At 59.2% G+C, this 3628-nt stretch carries 1 protein-coding gene and 3 pseudogenes; 3 read left to right on the forward strand and 1 reads right to left on the reverse strand.

Translation table 11 applies throughout. The annotated features are described in order from the left end of the window. Positions 1-135: 135 nt before the first annotated feature. Both J8I82_RS39850 and J8I82_RS38930 read left to right on the forward strand, forming a co-directional pair. On the forward strand, positions 136-492 hold the full coding sequence (locus J8I82_RS39850) for a transposase (protein WP_209765611.1): 357 nt from the start codon (positions 136-138) through the stop codon (positions 490-492). After that, positions 392-1000 (forward strand): annotated as a pseudogene (locus tag J8I82_RS38930) (IS3 family transposase); the annotation flags it as partial. The gene J8I82_RS39850 and the pseudogene J8I82_RS38930, both read left to right, overlap by 101 nt. A gap of 43 nt (positions 1001-1043) precedes the next feature. Here the strand turns inward: J8I82_RS38930 and J8I82_RS37375 are convergent. Beyond that, positions 1044-2395, reverse strand: a pseudogene (locus J8I82_RS37375) (IS30 family transposase). Positions 2396-2460: 65 nt separating this feature from the next. Between J8I82_RS37375 and J8I82_RS37380 the strand changes: the two are divergent. Then, a pseudogene (locus tag J8I82_RS37380) lies at positions 2461-2721 on the forward strand (integrase core domain-containing protein); the annotation flags it as partial. Between the last annotated feature and the right edge of the window lie 907 nt (positions 2722-3628).

Below are 3628 nucleotides of genomic sequence, written 5' to 3' on the forward strand. Positions count from 1 at the left end.
AACGCTGGCATGCGGCACAGCGCATAAAGGCCGCATAACCCGAGACCTAAGAGCTACACCAAACAGGGGCAACATCAATAGGAGGTGACCCGCTTTTTCGGACAGTGCCTATCTTGAGTAAACAGGAGGTGCACCATGCCGAAAACGCGCCCACCGTACAGCACTGTCTTCCGTCAGCAAATGGTCGACCTGGTTCATGCGGGTCGCCGCCCCGAGGATCTGGCCAAAGAATTCGAACCGACAGCCCAGACCATTTACAACTGGGTCGCCCAGGCCGAGCGTAACGCAGGCACACGCCATGACGGCCTGACCAGTGCCGAGCGCCAGGAGCTCACACGGCTACGCCGTGAGAACCGGCAGCTGAGAGGGAGATACTTGCAGAAGCCGCGGCTTGGTTCGCCCGGGAGACCGACTCGCTGCCCGACAAGGGTACGAATTCATGAAGGCGAACCAGGCCCGTTATCCGCTTTCCACCATGGCCCGGCTGCTTAAGGTCTCGCGCAGTGGGTTCCATGCGTGGAACGGGCGCAGCCCGAGTCCCCGTGTCGTGCGCGACAAACTGCTGCTGGTGCAGATCCGAGCGATTCACTCGCGCTCCCGCGGTACCTATGGCGTGCCCCGCGTACACGCGGCTCTGCTGCGTCAGGGCATCCAAGTGGGGCGCAAGCGTGTGGCAAGACTGATGCGTGAGGCCGGGCTGCGCGGGGCATGCCGACCACACTTCGTCTGCACGACGCACCGCGCAGTGCGGGCCAGGCCCGCTGCCGATCTGGTGCAGCGGCACTTCCGTGCGGAGGCTCCCAACCAGCTTTGGGTTGCCGATGCGACGTACGTTCCGACCAAGGCCGGCTTCTTCTATCTGGCTGTCGTGCTCGACGTGTACAGTCGCCGCATCGTGGGCTGGTCCATGGACAGCCACTTGCGCACCGCGCTGATGTTGCAGGCGCTGGACATGGCGCTGGAGCAGCGACATCCTACTTCGGTGATCCACCATTCCGACCAGGGATGCCAGGACGGATTCAACCGGTCGTCGCAACACCTGATTATTGAACAGATTTTAGATAGCCGTCCAGGGCTTCGGCAGGTGTCTTCCAACCAAGCGTTTTTCGGAGCCTGGTATTCAGTGCATTGGCAACGGCCTGGATCTCTCGAGCGCTCCAACGGGATAGGTCTGTGCCTTTTGGAAAGTATTGTCGCAGAAGACCGTTCGTGTTCTCGTTCGTGCCGCGCTGCCATGGACTGTACGGATCGGCGAAGAATACCTTTACCCCGGACTCGACGGTGAAGCGGGCGTGATCGGATAGTTCCTTGCCACGATCCCAAGTCAATGACCGCCACAACTGGCAGGCATGCCGGACACCGTCTTCTTGAGCGCATTGGCCATCGTGACAGCTCCGTAGCCCGCCAGTGCGGGGCCATTCTTCGTCCGGGGAGTCGACCCATAGCCTTTCTCCCGAGGCAGGTGGACGAGCATGGTGAAACGGCTTGATCTCTCCACCAGCGTCCCAATAGCAGATCGGTTCAGGCCGATGATCAGGTCACCCTCCCAATGCCCTGGCACAGCACGATCCTGCGCTTCTGCAGGCCGGCTAGAGATCATCACATCCTCGCTAACATGCGCCCAGGCCTTGGCTTGTGCCCTGGCCCTCGGTACGCGCAACGCCCGCCCAGTGCGCAGACAGCTGACCAGCTCGCGCTTGACAGCGCCGCGGCCCTGGATATAGAGCGCTTGGTAAATGGCTTCGTGAGATATGCGCATGGATTCATCATCCGGGAAGTCGATCTGCAGCCGATTGGAAATCTGTTCGGGCGACCAGCCATTGGCCCATTTGCGGTCACCGCGATGCGGTTTGTTTCTTCCTTTGAACGGCGCTTGCCGAGGCCCAGAAATTTCACGGCCATCAGCGTCGCGAACCTTGCCCTCCAAACGATCTTGCACATAGTGGCGCAGCCGTGGGTTAGTCACCAGTTTCGACGGTTTGGGTCTTTTGGCAACCAGTTCCGCCTTCCACTGCGCAACTGAAGCCCGATACTCAAGCTGGCCGCCACGAGTTGCAGCGTTACGCGTCAGTTCCCGGGAGACCGTTGACGGGCTGCGTCCGATACGGCGAGCGATCTCGCGTACTCCGACGCCCTGGAACGAAAGTAGTCCAATCTCTTCTCGCTCCGCGAACGACAAGTACCTCCCGGATATTGGGCTCGACATGGAAAGTGGCATGCCACCATTATGTCGGAACCAGCGAGTGCCTACTGCCTGTGACACGCCAACCGCCTCTGCAGCCTTCTCACTTGTAATGCCTGTTGCGATTTGCGCCCAGAATCGCCGCTCGATCTCACGCCGATGTGACGGTGCACCTGGCGAGCGCATCGCTCCTCGCCCTGTCAACTTCTGCATCCACCCCGCTGGCCGTCCCATAAACACCTCCTCGATTAAAGGTGTTGCGACGACCGGTTGAATCCGTCCAGTACACGTCGGTGGCCTTCGGCCAACGCTGTCGGGATGCGGGCGTGCGTCCCTCCATGGGTTCAGTGGGCGATGCCTACGACAACGCCATGTGTGAGTCCTTCTTCGCCACGCTCGAGTGCGAATTGCTGAACCGCTCGCACTTCACCACCCACGACGACGCCCGGCAGGCGTTGTTCACGTGGATCGAGGGCTGGTACAACTCGCACCGCTTGCACAGCGCCCTGGGCTATCGTTCCCCGCAGGAATTTGAAAAGCTACCTGTCGGTGCCATGAATCCGACGCTACACCGGGCCTACACCGCCCCACCCCATCACAAGGAGAAAACCCATCGACATAAAATTCAAATGCAGATCTGTCCGATGAAACGGGGCAACCTCACATTGCGCCTATGCTCTTCGGGAAGGAGGGTGATTTTCGCATCGCGATGTAGGCTTGGTTCACTTGAAATTGAATCTGCAGCGCTGACGGATCTCATGGTGCTGCTGACCGTGCGCCGAGATTTCCCGCTACTTCGCGCGCATGGTCAACGCCCAACACGTACAGCGTTGCAGAAATGGCTTCCAAATCATCGCGGGAAGAGTTGATACCTGTGCGCTAATAGACAGGGGCAACATAGAAAGACATCGGCAAGAAGCTACAGGGTGTGCGCGGATGGCCGCCGTGTATCTGTTGCTATGCGCCATGTCGTTCCCCACCTCGAAACGACGGCGTTGCACGACTGCCTTCGGTTTTCCCAATCGAACAACCATTGAAAGACAATATATCCTCTTTCCGAGTAATGCCGAATTTTCTTTCAACCTGAGAAATACCCCTCATAACTGATAAGCGCTCTGACGTTACAATTTTTCGTGATCGGGCTGATGCGGATCCTTTGGATGCAGTCGCAGATGGCACGTCATGGCGTCTAGCTGGACGACTTAAAGACTGCACCGGTATGGCACGCCCGCCGACACGCCCCGACGTGCCAACTTCAGCGAAGCTGGACTAAGAGCCGCTAACCAAACCGTGTCATCGTCACATGACAGTTGAGCGTTGTGATGTGCCAAGGCACGAAAGAAGATCAACAACGAATTGTGGAAGGCCATGCAGCCATTGCTGCCGACGGTCGAACCCTCGCCCAAAGGCGGCCGACCGCGAGTGGACGACCGTGCAGCGCTTGGC

The organism is Cupriavidus consociatus (assembly GCF_017814975.1).
GTDB classification, from domain to species: domain Bacteria; phylum Pseudomonadota; class Gammaproteobacteria; order Burkholderiales; family Burkholderiaceae; genus Cupriavidus; species Cupriavidus consociatus.